A 16,017-nucleotide genomic window follows, 5' to 3' on the forward strand; every position below is an offset into this window, starting at 1 on the left:
GTTCTGACATCAATAAAAAATGAATTAATGCATGTCATTTTTCTGGTCTTTTCTGCTATGTTCGGTAGAGCTTCTGGCTGGAAATCTATTCAAGAGCTTGGTGAATTACAATTTGAGAGGCTTAAACAGCATGCTGCTTTTACTCATAATATTCCCCGCCGGAATTTTTACGAATATTATCAAAGCGATAAACCGTAATGTTTTGGTTAAAGCGCTTTATGCCTGAATTAATCACCGTCGAAATAGAAGTGGTCAGCGAATGTAGAGTCAAAGGGAGAACCTACCGTGATTCACGTTGGTATGTCAGTTCATTACTCCTTGAGCCTGAAACGATGGCAAGAGATCAAACGGCACTTGGCAGTAGAAAATGTGTTGCACTAGATGTTAAATGTAACTTTTCGGAAAAATGCATTATTGCTAAAAAATCCAGATAGTTCGACACAGATGGCACTCTTTAACCGGATTGCATTAAACTTGATTAAACAACATGCCAAGCTGAAAGACAGCTAGGCATTAAAACTCCGGTGGGCTGTGTGGTCGAATTTCGAAGTGAACTCATCTTTTATTGAGTCATGAACAAAATAGAATCCCGCCCTGACATATTGGGTGAGTCATAAATACAGAACATAAACACAACCTAGAGTGCATTAGATAACCAAATTTTATACCATCCAGATTTTAAAGAAAGAAATTTTAATTACTAATTTTTATGAAAAGTCAAGGTGATTTATGAGACATTTTGTCAGAAGAGTAGAAAATAAAACACTCTATTATTTAAGTGAGTATTTTCCAGAGGTAGTCACTAAAAGATTATACTATAGAACTTTTAAAAAAAACCTAGCCCTAGATAACCCAAAAACATTCAATGAGAAACTTCAATGGCTAAAATTAAGAGAATATAACAATAACCCTTTAGTTACATTATGTGCTGATAAGCATTCTGTAAGAGAATATGTAATTAAATCAGGATGCAGCGAGATACTAAATGAAATTTATTTTTCATGGAGTAGCCCAAATGAAATAATTTGGCATACGCTCCCAGACAAATTCGTCCTGAAATGTAATCATGGGGCGGGATATAATATAGTATGCAAAGATAAAAATTTATTAAATCCTAATCAAGTAAAGAAAAAGCTATCCAAATGGATGGCTCATGATTACTGGAAACTAGCCGTAGAGTTGTGTTATAAACATATACCTAAAAAAATTATATGCGAAAAATTTATAGAAACTAAAAGTGGTCATTTACCATATGATTACAAAGTGTTTTGTTTTAATGGAAAACCTCTTTTTGTAATGTTATGTACAGAAAGGGAGACAAGCAAGCCTAAATATTATTTTGTAGATAAAGATTGGAATGTTCTCCCTTACGGATTAGATTACTTAAAATTAAATGACTCCAAATTATTAGAGAAACCTGAGGGATATCTTTCTCTTTTTTATTTCGCTGAAAAATTAGCCAAACCATTTCCATTTGTTAGGGCTGATTTTTATTTAAATGATGGTAAAATAATATTCGGTGAATTAACATTTGTGCCCGCAGCAGGACTAGACATTGAATTAAATAATGAAAACATGAATGATGTTGACGAAACACTTGGCAACTTGTTAGATTTGAATAATTACATCAATAAATAATCTCAGATGAATAGCACACTATTTTTATATAAAATATAATTAAGATAAACTAAAGTTATCAACAATTAAAATCATTGGTAGAGGTAAAATTTAATCATATCCTCCATTAATAGATTTATAAAAAACGCCATATGACAAACCATCTATAATTATCCATAATTGTTATTATTCCAGTGAGTGTTTTTGTTTATTTATTGCACACTCAAAAATAACTCACTGATTATTTTAAATATTTCCATTGAAATAATTTATAAAAAAATACACCATCATACTATATTTATCTTCAAATAGAAAAATAAGATATTTAAACATATAAAAAAACACCAAATAGCTATCGAAAACAGTGCTACACCTTTTACAAATATTTGTATAGTAAATGTTGAAAGCTAATAGCTATTTGTATCAGGAGCATAAGTTGATGCGAATTTTATAAAATCATCGAATATACCAACTATATTAATATTATGAAACGTTATTTAAAAAGTCAATGAACAGAGGTGAAATTTGAAAATCACTGTTGTTGGTACAGGCTACGTAGGCCTATCCAATGCAATATTATTATCTCAAAACAATAATGTAGTTGCCTTGGATATTATTGAAGAAAAAATAAAATTACTTAAAAATAAGATATCCCCAATTTCCGATAATGAAATAGAGACATACCTAACCAACAGTTTTTTAAATTTTACTGCAACAACTGATAAAAAACTAGCCTATAATAGGGCTAATTTTGTCATAATTGCCACACCAACAGATTATGATCCAAAAACCAATTATTTCAACACTAAATCAGTAGAATCCGTTATTGAAGATGTACTCGAATACAACCCTTCAGCAACCATGATAATCAAATCAACTATTCCAGTTGGTTTTACAAAACAGATGAGAGAAAAATATCAAACTAACAATATTATTTTCTCTCCCGAATTCTTACGTGAAGGTCGCGCTCTTCACGATAACCTATATCCATCAAGAATTGTTGTTGGCGAGCGTTCAGAAAGAGCAAAGGTATTTGCCAATCTTCTTATTGAAGGTGCAATCAAGAAAGATATTCCCGTTCTTTTTACAGACTCTACTGAAGCCGAAGCGATAAAACTCTTCGCCAATACTTACCTTGCTATGCGTGTAGCTTATTTTAATGAACTAGATAGCTATGCTGAAGCTAAAGGGCTAGATTCGCGCCAAATTATTGAAGGTGTATGTTTAGACCCACGTATTGGTAGCCACTACAATAATCCATCCTTTGGTTATGGTGGTTACTGTCTACCAAAAGATACGAAACAGTTATTAGCTAATTACCAAGAAGTACCAAATAATATTATTGGTGCAATTGTAGAAGCTAATAGAACTCGTAAAGATTTTATTGCTGATTCGATTATCAGTAAAAATCCCAAAGTAGTTGGTGTTTATCGCCTTATTATGAAATCAGGTTCAGATAACTTTAGGGCTTCTTCAATTCAAGGAATTATGAAGCGAATAAAATCCAAAGGTATTGAAGTGGTAATTTTTGAACCAGAAATGAAAGAAGACAATTTCTTTAATTCCAAACTAATCCGTGATTTAAATGAATTTAAATCCATGTCCGATGTTATCATTTCAAATCGTATGTCTATCGATTTAAAAGACGTCGAGTCAAAAGTATACTCACGTGATCTTTTTGGAAATGATTAATTTATATAACCTATAATAGCTGATTTATTATGAAATATTTAGTCACAGGTGCAGCAGGATTCATTGGTTTTCATTTGATAAAAAAGTTAATAGAAAATGGAAACCATGTTATTGGAATTGATAATATCAATGATTACTATGACGTCTCTTTGAAAAAATCAAGATTAGAAATTTTGTCCTGCCTTAATAATTTCAAATTTAAATTAATAGATATTTCTGATAAAATTTTAATTGAAGAGTTATTTGAAAACAATAAATTTGATCGTGTTATTCACCTAGCTGCTCAAGCTGGTGTACGATATTCTTTAATTAATCCATATTCTTATTCTGATAGCAACCTATCTGGATTTTTAACCATTCTTGAAGGTTGTCGTCATAATAACATTAGTCACTTAGTATATGCGTCATCAAGTTCAGTTTACGGCTTAAATGATCAACTTCCATTCTCAACATCCGATTCCGTAGATCATCCAGTTTCACTGTATGCTGCAACAAAAAAAGCCAACGAGTTAATGGCTCATAGCTATTCTCATCTATATGGAATTCCGACTACAGGCCTTAGATTCTTTACAGTCTATGGTCCATGGGGAAGACCAGATATGGCTTTATTCAAATTTACAAAAGCAATACTAAATCATGAACCTATAGATGTTTATAACAATGGTAAACTAAGTCGTGATTTTACATATGTTGATGATATTGTTGAAGGTATTATCAGGGTTTCTGATGTTGTACCTGTGTCTGACAATACTTGGACACCTAAAGTCGGTAATCCGGCAAATAGCTCAGCACCATATAAAATATATAATATTGGCAACGGCTCCCCTATAAATTTAATGGATTACATTAACGCTTTAGAAAGTAGTTTAGGTATTAATGCAATTAAAAATATGCTTCCAATGCAACCAGGTGATGTATACTCAACATGGGCTGATACTGAAGATCTATTTAAGGCTACTGGTTATAAACCTTCTACAAATATATCAGATGGTGTAGAACAGTTTATTCAATGGTATAAACAATATTATCTATAAGCTAATATTCCAAATAATCGCCAGAACACCATGCTAAACATCGTCCTATTCGAACCAGAAATCCCGCCTAATACAGGCAATATCATCCGCCTGTGTGCCAACACAGGCTGCCAGCTTCATCTCATTCAACCCCTGGGTTTCACATGGGATGACAAACGCTTGCGTCGCGCAGGGTTGGATTACCATGAGTTTGCCAATATCAAGCAGCATCACGATTACAACGCATTCTTGGAAAGTGAGGGGCTTAGTTCAGTCAATTCACAATCCCCTTCTGGGGTTCGCCTGTTTGCTTTAACCACAAAAGGCACGCCGGCGCACAGTAATGTGAGTTATCGTGATGGTGATTATCTGATGTTTGGCCCGGAAACCCGTGGCTTGCCGTCTTATGTGCTAGATAACATGCCATCTGAACAGAAGATCAGAATCCCCATGCTGCCGGATAGCCGTAGCATGAATCTGTCCAATTCTGTTTCAGTGGTTGTGTTTGAAGCATGGCGGCAACTGGGTTATCCCGGTGCGCTATTGCGGGATTAATCTATAACATTCAGCGCCTAATCCGCGCTGAATGTTCTGTCTATTGATGGATCTTAGAAGCCATTCATCAGAAAGAAACGGAATTTCAAATCCCATCCCCATTCTCAAAGCCATTATTCACACCATTAAAGTGCTGATCCATATCCAGTGAGGGTTTATCGCTATCCGGTTTACCCACAATCCTCGCCGGTACTCCTGCCACTGTGGTATGAGGTGGAACCGGCCTTAATACCACCGAGCCTGCCCCAATTTTTGCGCCACGGCCAATCTCGATATTGCCGAGGATTTTGGAACCCGCGCCAATCATCACTCCTTCACGGACTTTCGGATGACGATCGCCGCCCGCTTTGCCCGTACCGCCCAACGTGACGGATTGCAGAATGGAGACATCATTTTCAACAATTGCGGTTTCTCCAATCACAATACCGGTTGCGTGGTCAAGCATGATGCCACAACCAATTCTCGCGGCTGGGTGGATATCGACACCAAAAGAAACCGAGACCTGATTTTGCATATAAATCGCCAGAGCCTTGCGATCTTGTTTCCATAGCCAGTGCGCAATGCGGTAGGCTTGTAGTGCATGGAAGCCTTTAAGGTAGAGCAATGGTGTCGAGTATTTGTCTACTGCCGGATCGCGCAGTCGAACCGCTTTGATGTCACGAGCTGCTGATTCGATCATCTTGGGATCACTGCGATATGCACTTTCGACAACTTCTCTGACCTCAATCGGCGGCATAATCGGTGTTGCCAGCTTATTGGCCAACATATAGCTCAGGGCACTACCCAGATTTTCATGCTTGAGTAGTGTCGCGTGAAAAAAACTGGCTAACATGGGTTCACAATCTGCCAGCGCTTTCGCCTCGTTTTTTATATTTTTCCAAACTTCGTTCAGTTCTTCTCGCGACATATCCGTGTTCCCATCTGACTTAAGATTGAGAGCTTTCTCCCTCATCTCTTGTAGCTCTCCCCAATAATGCTTGAGCGGCTTCAATCACATTTTTATTGCAGTAAAGTATCTGGTAAATCTGCTCTGCAATCGGCATTTCAACGCCTACTCTTTCCGCCAGTGCACGAACCTCTTTGGTGTTACGGTAGCCTTCAACCACTTGCCCAATCTCATTCTGAGCATCATCAACATTGATACCCTGCCCCAGCATCATGCCAAAACGACGGTTACGGGATTGGTTGTCAGTACAGGTCAGAACCAGGTCACCTAGTCCGGCCATGCCCATAAATGTGGAAGGATCAGCACCCAATGCCACGCCGAGGCGGCTCATCTCCGCCAATCCACGGGTAATCAACGCCGTGCGGGCATTCGCCCCGAATCCCATGCCATCAGAAATACCCGCGCCGATGGCAATCACATTCTTTATTGCCCCGCCGAGTTGTACCCCAATGAAATCTGGGTTTTTGTATACCCGGAAACTTTTGCCACAATGGAAAAGCTGCTGGAGTTCCTCGCCAAATTCAGGTGTTGTGGCAGAGACCGCAATCGCGGTGGGTAAACCCGCCGCCAGTTCTTTGGCAAATGTCGGGCCAGAGACGACGGCCAAGGGGATTGCATCGCCTAATATCTCACGGGCGACATCTTGTAATAAACGCCCGGTTTCAGCTTCAAGACCCTTGGTTGCCCATACAATCCGGCTCTCAGGTTGCAAATGGGGTTTGATCTGCTGTAAGACATCGCCGAAAACGTGGCTGGGAACCACTATCAGAATATTATGGCTGGCGGATACCGCGCTCTTCAGACTGGCTTCAAGCTGTAAGCTATCAGGGAAAGCAACATCCGGCAAAAATGCCTGATTACAACGCGCCTGTTGCAAGGCATGAATATGCTCAGGGTTATGTCCCCAAAGCACCACTTCATGCCCATTGCGAGCCAACGTAATGGCTAAAGCGGTGCCGTATGAACCGGCACCGATCACTGTCATAGAAGCTGTACTCATTAGGCTTCCTGTTCAGCCTCGTTAGGCTGAGTTTCAGCCTGCTGTTGCAGGTAGTTCATGAACAAGGCATCAAAGTTAACTGGAGCCAGGTTCAGTTGTGGGAAAGTACCACGTCCTACCAGGCTGGTGATGCATTCACGGGCATAGGGGAACAGAATGTTCGGGCAATATGCGCCTAAGCAGTGAGCCAGTTGGGTTCCTTCAATACCATCAATGGAGAAAATGCCCGCTTGCTGAACTTCACACAGAAATGCGGTTTCTTCTCCTAATGTCGCCGTAACGGTGACACGCAGAACAACTTCATAGACTCCCTGAACCAATTCACTGGAAGCCGTATCCAGATCCAATTTAACTTCCGGCTGCCATTCCTGCTGGAAGATTTGAGGCGCTTTTGGGGCTTCGAAAGACACATCTTTCGTGTAAATGCGCTGGATCTGGAAAGCCATTTCTGCATTGTTTTGTTCTGACATAATAATATTTACCTTTTTCAGACGTCCTTATTAAACCTTCACTCAAGCAAACATACTGCTTGCCTAAGCTCGTTATTTCTTGCCTCGGGCCAATGGCAGATTTTCACCCGACCACCCGGCAATTCCCTCTTTCAGGGAGTGAACCTGTTCAAAACCGTGGCGAATTAAATTCTCCGCCGGCGTTCTGGATTCCAACCCATTGGCTGAAACAACAATAACAGGCTGTTTTTTATGTTTCTCCAACTCACCCAGATTATTCTCTTTAATCTCAGATGGCGTCAGGTTAACGGAACCAATAATATGCCCTCTGCGGAAATCGTCACGGGAGCGTAAATCCACGACGATAGCATCTTCCTTATTGATCAAATGGATGGCTTGCGCACGGGTGATCTCTTTACTCTTGGAGAACACGCTTTTTGCCGTCATAACGATGACAGCCACCAGCAATGCGATCCAAGCAAGACTCAGGATCGTGTTCCGGCTAATAAATTGCATGATTTCTTGCAGCATGGAGGGCAACAACTCCCGTTGGTTAATAACAAATATCTAAGGTAGCAGAGTATACCTGTGTGCTGCGTCAATTACAGCCAATTAGCACTCACCCGATGCAGATTTTGCGGAGAGTTTCGAGAAAAAATAAAAAATATACCGAGAACCACTTGATTGTAATGCATCATTAAAATATTTCATGCCACACTTATTGTCGGAGATCCTGTATTGTCGAATATCCGGATACCTTGGCAGGATCTTCGACAATAGATGAGCTAAATTAACTAAAACTGGTAATAATGATAAAAAACAGGCTGTTCTCTGGTCAGGGGCAATTCCTCATGGAATAATCGGGCGCTATGACGCTATATAGCAGGTACTCAATAAGATGGCTGAAAATAAGGACCTAAAGCGCCGGATAAATCGGCAGAAACAAGACCAATGGCAAAAGAAAACCAGAGTGTCAGCGCTCTGTGCCTTGTTGTTGGCCTTTTTCAGCCTCAGTACAAGTACTTTCGCCAATCAAATTTCAGATAATAAAAATCAGCTTAAAGATATTCAGCAGAATATTGCCGAGAAAGAGAAAAGTGTAAAACAACAGCAAAAACAACGCATTGATCTCGCTAATCAATTAAAAGAACAAGAAAACACTATCTCAGAAGTCGGCCGCTCTCTACACGGTACACAGGTTCGTCTGAATAAACTGGAAGGCGAAGTTTCATCACTGAATGCCAATATCAATCGACTGCAAACGCAACAAAAAGAACAACGCAAGTTACTTGCCAGCCAATTGAATGCGGCATTTCGGCAAGGCAATCACCAAGGATTAGAATTGCTGCTCAATGGTCAGGAAACTCAACGCAAAGAGCGTATTCTCGCTTATTACAGTTATTTGAATCAGGCACGTCAGGAAACCATCGCGAAACTGGAAAAAACAACGGCAGAGCTTAATCAGCAAAAAGAGCTGCGGCTAGAAAAACAAAGTGAGCAGAAAACCATACTTTCCAGTCAAAAACAGCAGAAACAAAAAATGGAAATTGCCCGTAATGCGCGACAAAAAACGTTAACCGTGCTCGATTCTTCACTGAAAAAAGATCAACAGAGCCTGACTGAGCTTCGGCAGAATGAAACCAGCCTGAGGAATAAAATTGTCAAAGCTGAACGTGAGGCCAAAGCCCGTGCTGAACGTGAGGCACGTGAAGCTGCCCGTGTTCGGGCTCAGGTTGCCGCCAAGCAGAAACAGGCTAAACAAAAAGGCTCCAGCTACAAACCGACCGAGGATGAACGTGCTCTTATGGCACGGACCGGGGGTCTTGGGCGTCCGGCGGGGCAAGCAATCTGGCCGGTACGCGGCAATGTTATCCACAGTTTTGGTGAAGCCATACAGGGTGAACTGCGCTGGAAAGGCATTGTGATCACCGCTGCAGAAGGTACAGAGGTGAAAGCCATCTCAGATGGGCGCGTATTACTGGCAGACTGGCTACAAGGTTATGGCCTGGTTGTCGTCGTTGAACACGGTAAAGGTGATATGAGCATTTACGGCTACAACCAAAGCACACTTGTCCGTGTCGGGCAACTCGTTCGGGCTGGTCAGCCAATCGCACTGGTCGGCAGTAGCGGCGGGCAAAAACAGCCTTCACTGTACTTTGAGATCCGTCGTCAGGGGCAGGCTGTCAATCCATTACCGTGGTTGGGAAAATAGAAGTTAGAAAAATAGAAGTTGGGAAAATAGAAAGCACAACATAGGATGAATATTCTAATGATGAAAAAACAGTATCTACTCATACAGCGAGTCAGTTCGATCATCTTGTTATTTTGGCTACTGTTATTCATCTCATCATTGTTGTTGAGCTTCAACGCCCGCGCTGCACGTTTAGCCATTGTCATTGATGATGTGGGTTACCGTGTTAATGAAGAAAACAAGATATTACAAATGCCCGTTGCGGTTTCTATCGCCATCCTGCCCGATTCTCCGCACGGCAGGAAAATAGCGGAAAAGGCTCATCAGCAGGGACGGGAAATTTTGATCCACCTGCCGATGGCTCCGTTAGGCAAGCAGCCTTTAGAAAAAAACACCCTGCATCCCGCCATGAGCCGGGAAGAAATTGACCGTATTATTCAAGAAGCGATACAAAAAGTTCCCCATGCTGTGGGTCTGAATAACCATATGGGCAGCGCAATGACATCCAATCTCAGCGGCATGGAAAAAGTGATGCAGGTACTATCCCATCATCCATCTCATCACCCCCTTTACTTTCTGGATAGTGTCACGATTGGCAATACACAAGTGACTAAAGCCGCGATGGGAACATCGGTTCCCGTGATCCGCCGAAATGTTTTTTTGGATAATGTCCAAACCGAAGCCGAAACGAGACACCAACTCAACCGGGCAATTGCCCTTGCCCGCAAACAAGGTTTTGCCATCGCCATTGGGCACCCGCATCCAACAACCGTGCGAGCCTTACAACAAGCGCTCGCGGCATTACCCAGTGATATTGAACTGGTAACCCCCGGTATGTTACTCAGCCCTGTCTCGACAAATAAAAACCATCTACAGACAGTACGCAAAGGTAGCAAGCCTCGCGAGCCAGAGTCTGTGCCAACAACTCAGTGGGCTTATGTCAAAAGGGTAGGAAAAGAATTTGCCAACAATGCCGTCTTCCATACCTTAAGTCAGCACATTCAACGGCTCTTGGGTAAAACAAAATCACAGCAAAAAGAGGCAAAGAAGAATGCTCAGTGACGGCTTAAACTTAGTATAGAAACTGAGAGTTTGTTGGTCGTTATGGTTAAGCGATGATTCAGGCGTGGCAGGCGTATATGCCTGAATTGTTTTATGTAGAGGTTCATTATGGAACGAATTGTAAAAATATTCAAAAATGGACGGAATCAGGCCATTAGATTGCCTGTTGCGTTTGAATTTGATACTGACCAAGTTTACATCCGAAAAAACGAGAATGGTGATGTTATTCTCTCCAAAAACACGCTATCTACTGACAACTGGGATAAATTTTTCAATATGCTCAGCGCCGTGTCTGTTCCTGATGATTTTTTAGATACAAATGATCGTAATCAGAACGTCACAAAACGCGACCCACTAGAGGGCGTTTTTTAATGTATATGCTGGATACAAACACGGTCAGTTACATATTTCACCAACATCCGGCTGTAACCGCTAAATTGAGAACCATACCACCATCAGAAATATGTATCTCCAGCATTACTGAAGCGGAGCTGCGTTATGGTGTTGCAAAACGCCAAAACAGAGCACTGGGGAATATCGTAAACACACTCATTGATTCAATTACTGTTTACGATTGGGACCAAAATGCGGCAAAAACCTATGGAATGTTACGTGCCAGTATGGAAAAATCTGGCAGAATTATGGGAACAATGAACCAACTGATTGCAGCTCATGCCCTGAGTAGAGAGGTAACAATTGTTACCAATGATTTAGCATTCAGAATGGTTATTCTATCAAAAATTGAGCTACAAAAAGCGCAAGGATGGAATGCGTATTAATCCAGAAAATTAATGTCACTTATTGTCCTTTTTAAAGGATTTGCTTGGTATGTCACTTTTTATATGGGTGTGTTATATTGATTTTCTAATTAAAAATATGATTAAAATGTGTATCTCAAATAGTAGAGAGTTAATATTAAAATTTGAATAAAAAGTTAACCATTGATTGAGGTTATATATGAAATTCGATAGTAATAACCATGAAAATGCCATACAGGAAGCGCAAAGAATTTTAAAAGAAGCTCAAATTGATTTTGCTTTAAGATTGGAAAAAGCAGTTAATGGAGTAAGTGAGGTTGCAGAGGGGACAGTACACACGATAGGAAAAGGTGTGCAAAGGCTTTTTTGGCGAACTTCATATTTTTTTGATGGTTATGAAGATGTAAATCAGCGAATAAATAGAGAAGATATACGGATTATTCGTGCAGTAGGCGCGGTATTTTCAGGAGGAGTGTTTGATAATAATGCTATAAAAAAAATTTCTAAAATTTACATAGAAAAATTATTGGAACCTTATGCGAGCAATGAACCATTTTTAAATAGACTTCATGAAAAATTAGTTAGTTCATCTAGCAAAATGACGTATTTTGCATCCAAACTTATAACATCAAAATTGACGAAGAATGCTATCATTTCGGCTATAACTGAATCTATTTATGTAGCAGTAATTAACAAGGCATTTATTAGAGAAGGTTTTAGAAAGTTGGGAATGTCAATGACTCTTGCGTTTCAATTCTATGGTTATGTTGATAAAGCTTCTGTTTCTGCCAGTAAATTAAAGAGAGAATGTCCTGCTTTATATTGGTCTTTGTATGCTGATAATTTGGAAATGTTGTATTTTATTTTCGAACCTCTATTTAAAAAAGGTGTCTCTGTCATTCAGAAAGGAAAGACGAGTAGTGTAGATGACGTTTATGAATCTATAATAGAAATCATTGGTTATAATTGATTTATTATATATAGCATGGGGTTAAAATATGTTTAGTAAAGGATGGTTAAAAAGAACAATTATGTCCTTACTTAGGGATTTTTATTCTTACATAATATGGTCTTTTATTCCACTGTTATGTATTTTGGGTTGGACTCTTTTTGTTTTCTTTGTTTTCCCAAACTATTTGGGATTGTTAACGGTGCTAGGTATCATTGTTGTTTTTTTCTTTACTGCTTACTTTGCTTTTAAATCCCACTAAGCATATTTTATATGCTCAGATTATTGACAAAGTGCTGTTTTTTTATCCGGCGCTTTGTCAGTAATCTGAGGCCGCTGAACGCGGCCTTTTTCACGTTTTTAATCCCAATTCAGGATAACTTTGCCGGATTGCCCTGAACGCATGATATCAAAGCCTTTCTGGTAATCGTCAATCGCGAACTGATGGGTGATAATCGGGGTCAGATCTAAACCAGATTGGATCAACGCGGCCATTTTGTACCATGTTTCGAACATTTCACGTCCGTAGATCCCTTTGATGAACAAGCCCTTAAAAATGACCTGATTCCAGTCTATCGCCATATCTGAAGGCGGTATCCCCAGCAAGGCAATGCGGCCACCGTGATTCATGGTATTGAGCAAAGTGCGGAACGCGGGGGGTGCCCCGGACATTTCTAAACCGACATCAAAACCTTCTGTCATTCCCAATTCAGCCATAACATCGGTCAGGCTTTCTTTGCTGACATTGACGGCACGGGTCACGCCCATTTTACGGGCCAGCTCAAGGCGGTATTCGTTCACATCGGTAATCACGACATGGCGGGCACCGACATGCTTACACACTGCGGCGGCCATAATCCCGATCGGCCCCGCACCCGATACCAGTACATCTTCCCCCACCAAATCAAAGGACAGCGCGGTATGCACCGCATTGCCGAATGGGTCAAAAACAGCAGCCAGTTCATCCGGAATATTGTCCGGAATTTTAAAGGCATTAAATGCCGGGATCACCAGATATTCAGCGAATGCTCCCGCACGATTCACACCGACGCCAGTGGTATTACGGCATAAGTGGGTACGTCCGCCACGGCAGTTACGGCAGTGACCACAGGTGATATGCCCTTCACCAGACACGCGATCGCCAATTTGGAACCCTTTGACTTCCTGACCGATGGCAACAACTTCACCGACATATTCATGCCCTACCACCATCGGAACCGGGATCGTTTTTTGCGACCAATCATCCCAGTTATAGATGTGAACGTCCGTACCACAAATGGCCGTTTTACGGATTTTAATCATCACATCATTGTGCCCAAGTTCCGGAGCAGGCACATCCGTCATCCAAATCCCGGGTTCTGGCTTTAATTTTGATAATGCTTTCATAGTGATACCTTAGGCAATGACGTTCAATTGCTTGCCAATACGTGTAAATGCCGCCACCACATGTTCAATCTGTTCTTCTGTGTGGGCTGCTGAGATCTGGGTTCGAATACGTGCCTGACCTTTAGGAACAACCGGATAGAAGAATCCAATCACATAGATGCCTTCTTTCAATAATTCAGCCGCGAATTCTTGTGCCAGTTTCGCATCGCCCAACATGACGGGGATAATCGCATGATCTGCCCCCGCTAACGTAAAACCTGCGGCAGTCATTTTTTCACGGAACAGGTTCGCATTTTTCCAGAGACGCTCACGCAGGGAGTCGCCATTTTTCAACATATCCAGCACTTTGATAGATGCCGCGACAATGGCGGGAGCCAGTGAGTTGGAGAACAGATAGGGGCGTGAACGCTGGCGCAACCACTCAACAACTTCTTTACGCGCGGCGGTATAACCCCCAGACGCGCCGCCCAAAGCCTTACCCAGCGTACCGGTGATAATATCGACACGCCCCATGACATCACAATATTCATGGGTGCCACGACCTTGCTGACCAACAAAGCCGACCGCATGTGAATCATCCACCATGACCAGCGCGCCAAATTCATCAGCCAAATCACAGATGGATTTCAGGTCAGCAATCACACCGTCCATTGAAAATACCCCATCGGTTGCGATCAGGATATTTTGCGCACCTTCTGCTTGTGCCTTCTCCAACTGCGCTCTTAATTCCTGCATGTCATTATTGGCATAACGGTAACGTTTCGCTTTGCATAAACGGATGCCATCAATGATAGAAGCGTGGTTCAAGGCATCAGAAATAATGGCATCTTCCGGCCCGAACAGCGTTTCAAACAAGCCGCCGTTGGCATCAAAACACGAAGAGTACAGAATGGCATCTTCCAAGCCTAAAAATTCAGCTATCTTATTTTCTAATTCCTTATGGGAGTCTTGCGTACCACAAATAAAACGGACAGAAGCCATACCAAAACCGTGGCTATCCATTCCTGCTTTTGCAGCCGTGATAAGATCTGGGTGATTAGCCAAACCTAAGTAGTTATTGGCACAAAAATTAATGACTTGGTCACCCTCAGCAACGGCAATATTGGCGTTCTGGGCAGACGTGATGATACGCTCACTTTTGAATAAACCTTCGGCACGGGCTTGTTCCAGTTGTTCATTCATTTTCTGGTAAAACGACGCTGACATTTTTCTCTCCTGAGTACCTAAGTAAGTGGAAGGCAGGGTGCATTTTACTGATAGATTTTGTCACTGACGACAGAACAAGAAAGATAATATCAACTTTGGAAAGCCGATCACGGCCCGGAGCCTGCTATGTGGCAATATTTCAGGATATTCCCCTGTTTAACCTACTGTCGTCAGTAGGGTTAAGTGCTATTATACGCTCCAAAGATATACCCGGATGGGTGTAAAGCTGACTATTTAGAGGTGAACCAAATGATTATTGTCACTGGTGGCGCAGGGTTTATTGGCAGCAATATTGTCAAGGCACTGAATGACGAAGGCTATAAGGATATTCTCGTTGTTGATAACCTGAAAGACGGCACAAAATTCGTCAATTTAGTTGATTTGGATATCACCGATTATATCGATAAGGAAGACTTCATCGCCAGTATCGTTGCCGGTGATGATTTAGGTGACATTGATGCCATTTTCCATGAAGGTGCGTGCTCATCCACAACGGAATGGGATGGCAAGTATATGATGGACAATAATTATCAGTATTCCAAAGATATACTGCATTATTGCCTTGAGCGCCAAATCCCGTTCCTGTATGCCTCTTCTGCCGCAACTTACGGTGGCCGCAGTGATCATTTCATTGAAGAACGCCAATACGAAAAGCCGCTCAATGTCTATGGTTACTCCAAATTCCTTTTTGACCAATATGTTCGCGATATTTTGCCCCATGCCGATTCCCAAATTTGTGGATTCCGTTATTTCAACGTGTACGGACCGCGCGAAGGGCATAAAGGCAGCATGGCCAGTGTCGCTTATCATTTAAACGATCAGGTTAACCAAGGACAAAATCCGAAGTTATTTGCTGGCAGTGAGCATCTCCAGCGCGATTTTATCTATGTCGGCGATGTGGCCGCAGTCAATTTATGGTTCTGGAAAAACAACGTATCCGGTATTTTTAACTGTGGAACCGGCCGTGCTGAATCTTTCCAAGCGGTTGCAGATGCCGTGATTGAATTCCATAAAGAAAAATCTCCGGTTGTGGAATATATTGATTTCCCGGAAAAATTAAAAGGTCGCTATCAGAGTTTTACTCAAGCTGACCTGGCAAAGCTGCGCGCGGCAGGTTATGACTCATCTTTCAAAACCGTTGCTGAAGGTGTCACTGAATATATGCAATGGCTCAATCAGGATAATTAATCGAC

At 41.5% G+C, this 16,017-nt stretch carries 16 protein-coding genes and 1 pseudogene; 11 read left to right on the forward strand and 6 right to left on the reverse strand.

Annotated features, from left to right (window positions below; translation table 11 throughout):
• Positions 1 to 290: 290 nt before the first annotated feature.
• The 5 genes and pseudogenes from Xbed_RS20820 to trmL form a co-directional block, all read left to right on the forward strand.
• Positions 291 to 507: pseudogene (locus tag Xbed_RS20820) on the forward strand (transposase); the annotation flags it as partial.
• 222 nt (positions 508 to 729) lie between these two features.
• Positions 730 to 1,638 carry an ATP-grasp fold amidoligase family protein gene (locus Xbed_RS12730; RefSeq protein ID WP_086113294.1) on the forward strand — a complete coding sequence of 303 codons (909 nt, stop codon included), beginning with the start codon at positions 730 to 732 and terminating at the stop codon, positions 1,636 to 1,638.
• A 504-nt stretch (positions 1,639 to 2,142) separates the two neighbouring features.
• A complete protein-coding gene (locus Xbed_RS12735) occupies positions 2,143 to 3,309 on the forward strand; it encodes a nucleotide sugar dehydrogenase (RefSeq protein WP_086113295.1) in 1,167 nt (388 codons plus the stop codon).
• A gap of 29 nt (positions 3,310 to 3,338) precedes the next feature.
• Positions 3,339 to 4,343, forward strand: a complete 1,005-nt coding sequence (locus tag Xbed_RS12740; RefSeq protein ID WP_086113296.1) for an NAD-dependent epimerase — start codon at positions 3,339 to 3,341, stop codon at positions 4,341 to 4,343.
• 30 nt (positions 4,344 to 4,373) lie between these two features.
• Complete coding sequence (trmL, locus tag Xbed_RS12745; RefSeq protein WP_086113297.1) at positions 4,374 to 4,877, forward strand: tRNA (uridine(34)/cytosine(34)/5-carboxymethylaminomethyluridine(34)-2'-O)-methyltransferase TrmL; 504 nt, start codon at positions 4,374 to 4,376, stop codon at positions 4,875 to 4,877.
• An 85-nt stretch (positions 4,878 to 4,962) separates the two neighbouring features.
• Here the strand turns inward: trmL and cysE are convergent, their stop codons facing one another.
• The 4 genes from cysE to Xbed_RS12765 all read right to left on the reverse strand — a co-directional run bounded on the left by cysE (position 4,963) and on the right by Xbed_RS12765 (position 7,803).
• Positions 4,963 to 5,784, reverse strand: coding sequence for a serine O-acetyltransferase (cysE, locus tag Xbed_RS12750; protein ID WP_086113298.1), 822 nt, complete (start codon positions 5,782 to 5,784; stop codon positions 4,963 to 4,965).
• A gap of 19 nt (positions 5,785 to 5,803) precedes the next feature.
• Positions 5,804 to 6,823: an NAD(P)H-dependent glycerol-3-phosphate dehydrogenase gene (gpsA, locus tag Xbed_RS12755; protein ID WP_086113299.1), complete on the reverse strand. Its 1,020-nt coding sequence runs from the start codon at positions 6,821 to 6,823 to the stop codon at positions 5,804 to 5,806.
• Positions 6,823 to 7,293, reverse strand: coding sequence for a protein-export chaperone SecB (secB, locus tag Xbed_RS12760; protein ID WP_086113300.1), 471 nt, complete (start codon positions 7,291 to 7,293; stop codon positions 6,823 to 6,825). The genes gpsA and secB overlap by 1 nt, the downstream gene beginning before the upstream one ends.
• Positions 7,294 to 7,365: 72 nt before the next feature.
• Complete coding sequence (locus Xbed_RS12765) at positions 7,366 to 7,803, reverse strand: rhodanese-like domain-containing protein (RefSeq protein ID WP_086113301.1); 438 nt, start codon at positions 7,801 to 7,803, stop codon at positions 7,366 to 7,368.
• Positions 7,804 to 8,170: 367 nt separating this feature from the next.
• Between Xbed_RS12765 and envC the strand changes: the two genes are divergently transcribed.
• The 5 genes from envC to Xbed_RS12790 all read left to right on the forward strand — a co-directional run bounded on the left by envC (position 8,171) and on the right by Xbed_RS12790 (position 12,253).
• On the forward strand, positions 8,171 to 9,484 hold the full coding sequence (gene envC, locus Xbed_RS12770) for a murein hydrolase activator EnvC (RefSeq protein WP_086113302.1): 1,314 nt from the start codon (positions 8,171 to 8,173) through the stop codon (positions 9,482 to 9,484).
• 57 nt (positions 9,485 to 9,541) lie between these two features.
• Positions 9,542 to 10,525 (forward strand): divergent polysaccharide deacetylase family protein, encoded by a 984-nt coding sequence (locus tag Xbed_RS12775; RefSeq protein ID WP_086113303.1) that lies wholly within the window; start codon positions 9,542 to 9,544, stop codon positions 10,523 to 10,525.
• A gap of 108 nt (positions 10,526 to 10,633) precedes the next feature.
• Positions 10,634 to 10,897 carry an antitoxin gene (locus Xbed_RS12780; protein ID WP_086113304.1) on the forward strand — a complete coding sequence of 88 codons (264 nt, stop codon included), beginning with the start codon at positions 10,634 to 10,636 and terminating at the stop codon, positions 10,895 to 10,897.
• Positions 10,897 to 11,304, forward strand: coding sequence for a type II toxin-antitoxin system VapC family toxin (locus Xbed_RS12785; protein ID WP_086113305.1), 408 nt, complete (start codon positions 10,897 to 10,899; stop codon positions 11,302 to 11,304). The genes Xbed_RS12780 and Xbed_RS12785 overlap by 1 nt, the downstream gene beginning before the upstream one ends.
• Before the next feature lie 178 nt (positions 11,305 to 11,482).
• Positions 11,483 to 12,253, forward strand: a complete 771-nt coding sequence (locus Xbed_RS12790; RefSeq protein WP_086113306.1) for a hypothetical protein — start codon at positions 11,483 to 11,485, stop codon at positions 12,251 to 12,253.
• A 339-nt stretch (positions 12,254 to 12,592) separates the two neighbouring features.
• On the opposite strand, the gene tdh is transcribed toward Xbed_RS12790, so the two are convergent.
• Together tdh and kbl are read right to left on the reverse strand one after the other, a co-directional pair.
• Positions 12,593 to 13,618: an L-threonine 3-dehydrogenase gene (tdh, locus tag Xbed_RS12795; RefSeq protein ID WP_086113307.1), complete on the reverse strand. Its 1,026-nt coding sequence runs from the start codon at positions 13,616 to 13,618 to the stop codon at positions 12,593 to 12,595.
• 9 nt (positions 13,619 to 13,627) lie between these two features.
• Positions 13,628 to 14,824 carry a glycine C-acetyltransferase gene (gene kbl, locus Xbed_RS12800; RefSeq protein WP_086113308.1) on the reverse strand — a complete coding sequence of 399 codons (1,197 nt, stop codon included), beginning with the start codon at positions 14,822 to 14,824 and terminating at the stop codon, positions 13,628 to 13,630.
• A 249-nt stretch (positions 14,825 to 15,073) separates the two neighbouring features.
• On the opposite strand from kbl, the gene rfaD reads away from it, so the two are divergent.
• Positions 15,074 to 16,012, forward strand: coding sequence for an ADP-glyceromanno-heptose 6-epimerase (gene rfaD / locus Xbed_RS12805; protein WP_086113309.1), 939 nt, complete (start codon positions 15,074 to 15,076; stop codon positions 16,010 to 16,012).
• Positions 16,013 to 16,017: the final 5 nt, after the last annotated feature.

This window comes from Xenorhabdus beddingii (assembly GCF_002127545.1).
Lineage (GTDB): Bacteria > Pseudomonadota > Gammaproteobacteria > Enterobacterales > Enterobacteriaceae > Xenorhabdus > Xenorhabdus beddingii.

Coding starts and splice junctions, on each gene's coding strand:
- Xbed_RS12740 (WP_086113296.1), top strand. CDS start 3,339: ATGAAATATTTAGTCACAGGTGCAGCAGGATTCATTGGTTTTCATTTG.
- tdh (WP_086113307.1), bottom strand. CDS start 13,618: ATGAAAGCATTATCAAAATTAAAGCCAGAACCCGGGATTTGGATGACG.
- secB (WP_086113300.1), bottom strand. CDS start 7,293: ATGTCAGAACAAAACAATGCAGAAATGGCTTTCCAGATCCAGCGCATT.
- envC (WP_086113302.1), top strand. CDS start 8,171: ATGGCTGAAAATAAGGACCTAAAGCGCCGGATAAATCGGCAGAAACAA.
- rfaD (WP_086113309.1), top strand. CDS start 15,074: ATGATTATTGTCACTGGTGGCGCAGGGTTTATTGGCAGCAATATTGTC.
- trmL (WP_086113297.1), top strand. CDS start 4,374: ATGCTAAACATCGTCCTATTCGAACCAGAAATCCCGCCTAATACAGGC.
- Xbed_RS12775 (WP_086113303.1), top strand. CDS start 9,542: ATGATGAAAAAACAGTATCTACTCATACAGCGAGTCAGTTCGATCATC.
- Xbed_RS12780 (WP_086113304.1), top strand. CDS start 10,634: ATGGAACGAATTGTAAAAATATTCAAAAATGGACGGAATCAGGCCATT.
- Xbed_RS12790 (WP_086113306.1), top strand. CDS start 11,483: ATGAAATTCGATAGTAATAACCATGAAAATGCCATACAGGAAGCGCAA.
- Xbed_RS12785 (WP_086113305.1), top strand. CDS start 10,897: ATGTATATGCTGGATACAAACACGGTCAGTTACATATTTCACCAACAT.
- cysE (WP_086113298.1), bottom strand. CDS start 5,784: ATGTCGCGAGAAGAACTGAACGAAGTTTGGAAAAATATAAAAAACGAG.
- gpsA (WP_086113299.1), bottom strand. CDS start 6,823: ATGAGTACAGCTTCTATGACAGTGATCGGTGCCGGTTCATACGGCACC.
- Xbed_RS12730 (WP_086113294.1), top strand. CDS start 730: ATGAGACATTTTGTCAGAAGAGTAGAAAATAAAACACTCTATTATTTA.
- Xbed_RS12765 (WP_086113301.1), bottom strand. CDS start 7,803: ATGCTGCAAGAAATCATGCAATTTATTAGCCGGAACACGATCCTGAGT.
- kbl (WP_086113308.1), bottom strand. CDS start 14,824: ATGTCAGCGTCGTTTTACCAGAAAATGAATGAACAACTGGAACAAGCC.